The organism is Bradyrhizobium sp. UFLA05-153 (assembly GCF_054185185.1).
This window is the reverse complement of record NZ_JBBIAM010000238.1, coordinates 1-6024: the sequence shown is the minus strand read 5'-3', so window position 1 is coordinate 6024 and position 6024 is coordinate 1. Positions and strand designations below refer to the sequence as shown.

Here is a 6024-nt window from a genome sequence, read left to right as displayed (position 1 = left end):
GGCCCATACATGGTCGGCTTCCTTAAGGATAGGACGGGATCCTTTGACATTGGCTTGGTCGTAATCGCAATCGTGCTAATCGTTGCAACGGGCATCGCCGGCAGCCTTAGACTGGTGGTCCCGTATCATAATGACGTTGCTCGCTGAGCCGATCGCCTAAGTAAAGGACGTTCCCGGTAAAGTGTATCGAAATGCGGTGAAGGACCTGCTGAATGCGATCGCACGCGAATCCTGGATCGCCTACGTTGATGGGAGTGGCAAACTGATCGAGGACATATCGGTGGCAAGGAATGGCGTGCCGGCAACGAGCCACTAGGCACATGAGATCATTCTATTTGGTGGAACGATCTTGCTATGACCGTCTTGGCGTGACCGGTTTTTGGACTGAGCTTCCTCTGAGACGCAACTCGATCCTGGCTTCGCGAATTTGAAAGCGATCTCGACGCCCGCTCCCGATGCAAGCGAACGTACTGCAATCGGGAAACTGTAGATTGGGACGGAAATTCAGAACGCGGCCAGCTCCTGCGTCTTGCTAATTGGCGGCGGTTTGAGCGGCAACAAGTGATCCATTTCTCACGGACTAGTTCGCACATTGGGTCTACGATACGCTCAGTCTGCGCGTATCTCCAATGAATAAAGCCGAGCCTGAAGAGTTCAGGCCCATTCAGGCTCGGCAAGACTTCGATCTCGAGATCAATACCAAATGCGTGGTTGAGCCAGAGCAAACATCGGCGCAGATGAGGGTGGGAAAGATCAGGGTGATGGCATTCCTTCCTACGCCACATGGCAGATCAGGTTATTTGCGATTCTTTGTATTCGAGAGCTTCTCGCCTGAACCGTTCTTGGCCGCCTCTCCGACAGCGGACAGCAATTTCGATTTGTCGCCGCTTGCGAAGGTGAAAGTGTCCGCGCCGGCGCTGATGCCATTCCAGACCACCGGTTCGGCGAGTGAAAGTAGCCAGAGCCCCTGAAATCCCGATGCAGTGTTCAGCTGTCCCGTCCATACGGTTGTCGACCCGCAGCCTGCAAAATTCACCGAAAAGCTGATCGCCGTGCCACTATTCGTCCGCGCAAGCCAGCCCGTCATCGCCTGAGGGGCACCTTCATCGCAGCTATTGCTCGCATTGTTGGTGTAAGTGCCGGAAATCGCGCCTGTGTTGGCATTATAATTGTCAACCGCCAGGGTCGAGCCGTATTGGTTGGTCCAGGTCCAGATCGGCTGCGCCGCTGCAGGCGCCGCCAGGAACAGGCCTAGGCAGGCCGCGCCCATCCAGTTCGTCAATTTCCACTTTGCTTGAGACATTTCCAACTCCATATCGCTCCAGTAGCGGAGCGGCTTAGTTATAAAACTTTACGTGGGCAATTTAAACGAGTATTAGATTGTGATAGCGCTAACAGGTTGAACTCTGATCGACGTCTAAATTTCAGTTCTGTGGGGCAGGATGGTGGGGTTATTCAGTTGCGAGCGGCTGACGCGTGATCGGCTGGTTTTGGTTGAGCTGTCCGCAGCTCTGGGCCATCATGTGCGGCAACGAGGCGGGTCGGCTCACTCTCAGTCGCTCACTAACAATCCCCCGCGCAAGGCTTTTTGGCGGGCGGTGTGGCCACTTCGGAGTAGGACCTAGTCCAAGTGCGGCTCGATGAGCTTTGATGCGTGAGGTGGAACTGAAATTCGAGGCACTTCGATGTACATGGTCATTCGCAAGTACCTCAAAGTTCGTTCGATTGCGGATGCTGCTCGCCGCGCCAAAAGCGGCATCGGTCAGATTCTAAGAGAAGCGCATGGTTTCAGATCTTACTACGTGTTGGATGCAGGCGAAGGCATCTGTGTCGCTGTGATGATCTTCGAGGATCGCGAAAGCGCCATTGCGGCCAATCACAAGGTGTTGGAATTTGTTCAAGCGAGCCTGCATGACCTTGAGCTTGGAGACCCCGAAATCGTGGCCGGCGACGTTTTAGTGAATATACAATCTGATCTATGATTGTTCGTGCTAGCGGACTAACCTCCGTTGATCGCCGCCTAGCAAGAAAAAGCCCGTCTTCGTCGATGGCCACGGAAGTATTCACTCATACCCGGCGATACGGTAAGAGCTAGGCGAGGGCGACGTGATCATCTGCTGCGAGCAACGGGACGATGGTGAACGAGACGCGTTCGACGCTTGAGCGCGAGTGTGCCGCGCTCAATTCGTCGATTGGTTCGCCGTCGATCCCGCCGGAGAAGCTGCTGCAGGAGCTGTTGCGGGCGCAAGGCCACGCTGGCGTCAGCCCGCCCTGCGTAGTTCGCGGGCCGCTGCAACCATGTTGATGAGCGCCGGACGGACTTCCTCCCATTGGCGCGTCTTCAGGCCGCAATCCGGATTGATCCAGAGCTGTGAGTCCGACAGCCGTTGGCGGGCCAGCGCGATGAGATCCTTCATCTCAGTGGCTTCGGGCACGCGCGGCGAGTGGATGTCATAGACGCCGGGGCCGATGTCGTTCGGGTATTTGAAGGCAGTGAATGCATCGAGCAGTTCCATCTTAGAACGGGACGTTTCGATCGAGATGACATCTGCGTCCATCGCGGCGATTCCATCAATGATGGCATTGAACTCCGAATAGCACATATGGGTATGGATCTGCGTTGCATCGGCAACACCAGAGGAGCAGATGCGGAAGCTCTCGACTGCCCAGTCGAGATAAGCCTTCCAGTCGGATCGACGGAGCGGCAAACCTTCGCGTAGCGCTGCCTCATCGATTTGGATCATGGTTGCGCCCGACTTTTCGAGGTCGGCGACCTCGTCACGGATCGCGAGCGCGATCTGACGGCAGGCCTCGCTGCGTGGAATGTCGTCACGGACGAACGACCAAGTCAGGATTGTCACCGGCCCCGTAAGCATGGCCTTCATAGGCTTTCTGGTCAGCGATTGCGCGTAGCTCCACCATTCGACGGTCATCGGCTTCGGCCGGGAGACATCGCCGAATAAGATCGGAGGGCGAACGTAACGGGAGCCATAAGATTGCACCCAGCCGTGCTTAGTGAATACGAACCCGGAGAGCTGCTCAGCGAAATACTGGACCATATCGTTGCGCTCGAACTCGCCGTGTACGAGCACGTCGAGCCCGATGTCTTCCTGCCATCGGACGGCGCGAGCCGTTTCATCCCTCAGGAATTGTTCATATTGCGCGTCTGTTAACTTTCCCTTGGCACGCGCGGCGCGAGCAGTGCGGACTTCGGCCGTCTGCGGGAACGACCCGATCGTGGTCGTGGGGAAGAGCGGCAGGCCGAAACGCTTGCGCTGAACCTCGGCCCGGCTCTCAAAAGCGCTATTGCGGCGGCGCATAACCGCATCAATCGCCGCCGTACGCTGGGCAACGGCCGTGTCATGGATCTTCGGGGAAGCTCGGCGGGCCGTCGCCGCAAAGTCTGATTCGGCAAACGCGGCGGCAACGACCTTTCCGTCGGCCGCGAGCGCTTTCGCCAACGTTGCGAGCTCGCCAATCTTCTGAACCGAGAAGGCAAGCCAGCTCTTTACGTCAGTATCGAGATCGGTCTCTAGCTCAAGGTCGATTGGGACATGCAGGAGTGAGCAGGAAGGCGCCAGCTGCACGCGATCCTTGCCGAACGTCGCAATGACGGGCTTGAACCGCTCCACAAGTGCCGACAGGTCGGAACGCCACACGTTGCGGCCATCGATGATGCCGAGCGAAATCACGAGGTCCGCGCGGGCGCCGAGTTCAATCCGGCTCAATTGTTGGGGAGCGCGGACAAGATCGACGTGCAATCCGGCCACTGGCAGCCCCAGAGCAGTCGCCAGATTGTCGCCAATTGCACCGAAATAAGTGGCAAGCATGATCTTGATGCCGGGCACCTCCTTGGCGAAACGCCGATAGACGCGCTGCAGCGCGCTTCGTGTGGTCTCGTCCAGATCAAGCACCAAGCAGGGGTCGTCAAGCTGGACCCACTCGGCTCCACGTTTCGCCAGTTCTTGGAGGACCTCGACATAGACCGGAACGAGGCTATCGAGCAGCGAAATCGGATCAAACGCCAAGTCGGCGCTCTTGCCGAGCTTAAGGAAGGTGACTGGTCCGATCAGGACAGGGCGCGTTTGATAGCCAAGGGCTCTCGCCTCCTCATATTCCTCGATCGGCTTGCGGGAGGAAAGCCTGAAAGTCTGACCTTTATGGAATTCGGGCACCATGTAGTGGTAATTGGTATCGAACCACTTGGTCATTTCCTGTGCAGCGGCGCCATGGCCATGATGGGCTTGACCGTCGTGCTCCTGGTCTTGCGAGCCCCGTGCCATGGCGAAATAGGTCTTCAGCGAGACCGGACCGCCCTCCCAACCGTACGCTTCAGGAATCGCACCGACCATCACGCTCGTGTCGAGAACCTGGTCATAGAGTGAGAAGTCATTGGATGGGATAACTGTGACGCCAAGCGAATTCTGCCGTGCCCAGTTGGCGACACGAAGACCGGCCGCAGCTTCAAGAAGCTGCCGCTCGCTGATCTTGCCCGCCCAGTAGCTTTCGAGCGCCAGCTTGAGTTCGCGGCGTGGCCCGATACGTGGCATGCCGAGGGTTGCGACAGGAAGTGAGGGAAGAGACATAGCTTTAACCCCATTGTGGTTGGAGCAAAGGCTATGGCGGAAACGCAGGCAGAAGGGCCGCGAAAGCGCCCTGCTGCTCGGCGTACCACCGGACACCCCGCCCGTGGTCGATTATGTTGTCGGGGCAGGTCTCCTGGCTCGCGAGTCATCGCCTGCATCCGGCCTTCCCGAAGCGCCTGCTTCAGTGACACGTGTGGATGCGGCTCGCCGCTTACAGTTGCGGGGGCAGCGCCGGCATTGCTTCAATCCTGAACGGATCGAGGACGCACCGGCTTCCCTCTTAGCTCCAGATCAAAGGAGATCTGGAGAACCTCGACGACTTCGATTATCTGCACCAGAGGCGTAACGTCAACCTCTGCGGATTACCTTTGCTGCGCGGGCCGAGACTGTCTTAACGAAGAAAGCATCGAGCCCTTCGCATCTGTCCGTAGCAATCGTCGTGCAAAGCTCTACGCGGCAGGATCTGCTCGACGATTTCGGGCGTAACACTGTGACGTGCGATTGCACCGTATAGTGGTCCATTAGGCCTTTGGTGTCGACCTCCGCCGCTGCGGATAGCCACATTGATCGAATAGTACGAATCAAAATCGATCTCGACCAACAAGACCTTGAGGGGCGTCGTTGTCGACTCCAACGCGGACGGTTTTCTTGTTCGTCGGCGCCGAATTGCAACATCTGCATCAACGTCCCAGCAAAGTGCAAGGCATTTTGGGCCGGTCAACTACCAATGCTAGGAATTGATCGAATTGACAGATCCGGTCAATTTTACGAGGTCGCCTGAGGAGCACAAAAAGGGTTGTCGCCGCGGATTATGACGGATCCCCGCGATGTGGTCCGCAATTTTCGGCTCCTGTCGCGGATGACTTGCGTGGGCTGGCGAACAAACCGCAAATTGGAGAGTGTCACTATGGATGCAGCCGTATCGTCGGATAGCATCATTCCTCGCGCCGACATCGTCAAACGCGCAGCGCGCATCGGTGCAGAGATCCGAAACGTCAAGCTGTCGGGCGACTTGCCGGACCAGACGATCGCCGCGATCAATGAGCTGCTGCTGGAGCACAAGGTTATCTTCTTCCGCGACCAGGGGCATCTCGACGATGCTGAGCAGGAGCGCTTTGCCCTTCGTTTTGGAAGTCCGGCACCTCATCCAACGCTCGGCGCCATAAAGGGAACGGCGTCGATCATCGAGCTTGATTCTGCCCGCGCCGGTAGCCGGGCCGACTTGTGGCACACCGATGGAACCTTCGTTGATGCCTACCCCAAGATTGCGGTGCTACGAGGCGTTGTAATACCACCCTTCGGTGGCGATACGGTCTGGTCAAACACCGTTGCGGCCTACCTCGACCTAGCACCGCCGTTGCAGCGGCTCGCAGACAAGCTTTGGGCCGTTCACAGCAACTCCTTTGACTACGCAATACTGGACCGTGTCAGCGAGCTC

At 57.6% G+C, this 6024-nt stretch carries 4 protein-coding genes and 1 riboswitch; of the genes, 2 read left to right on the top strand and 2 right to left on the bottom strand.

Annotation, left to right across the window (positions count from 1 at the left end):
* Window positions 1-796: 796 nt before the first annotated feature.
* Window positions 797-1315 (bottom strand): avidin/streptavidin family protein, encoded by a 519-nt coding sequence (locus Q2941_RS50405; RefSeq protein ID WP_458197364.1) that lies wholly within the window; start codon window positions 1313-1315, stop codon window positions 797-799.
* Between the two features lie 370 nt (window positions 1316-1685).
* On the opposite strand from Q2941_RS50405, the gene Q2941_RS50400 reads away from it, so the two are divergent.
* Entirely contained in the window at window positions 1686-1982 is a 297-nt protein-coding gene (locus Q2941_RS50400; RefSeq protein WP_458197363.1) for a hypothetical protein, read from the top strand.
* A gap of 279 nt (window positions 1983-2261) precedes the next feature.
* On the opposite strand, the gene metE is transcribed toward Q2941_RS50400, so the two are convergent.
* Window positions 2262-4586: a 5-methyltetrahydropteroyltriglutamate--homocysteine S-methyltransferase gene (gene metE / locus Q2941_RS50395; protein WP_458197365.1), complete on the bottom strand. Its 2325-nt coding sequence runs from the start codon at window positions 4584-4586 to the stop codon at window positions 2262-2264.
* 106 nt (window positions 4587-4692) lie between these two features.
* Window positions 4693-4916, bottom strand: a riboswitch (cobalamin riboswitch).
* Window positions 4917-5493: 577 nt separating this feature from the next.
* Here metE and Q2941_RS50390 point away from each other — a divergent pair.
* A partial coding sequence (locus Q2941_RS50390) for a TauD/TfdA dioxygenase family protein (RefSeq protein ID WP_458197362.1) occupies window positions 5494-6024 on the top strand: 531 nt, incomplete at its 3' end.

What these genes read in the sequence shown, in the direction of transcription:
- Q2941_RS50405 (WP_458197364.1), bottom strand. Translation starts at nt 1,315, where the DNA reads ATGGAGTTGGAAATGTCTCAAGCAAAGTGGAAATTGACGAACTGGATG.
- Q2941_RS50400 (WP_458197363.1), top strand. Translation starts at nt 1,686, where the DNA reads ATGTACATGGTCATTCGCAAGTACCTCAAAGTTCGTTCGATTGCGGAT.
- metE (WP_458197365.1), bottom strand. Translation starts at nt 4,586, where the DNA reads ATGTCTCTTCCCTCACTTCCTGTCGCAACCCTCGGCATGCCACGTATC.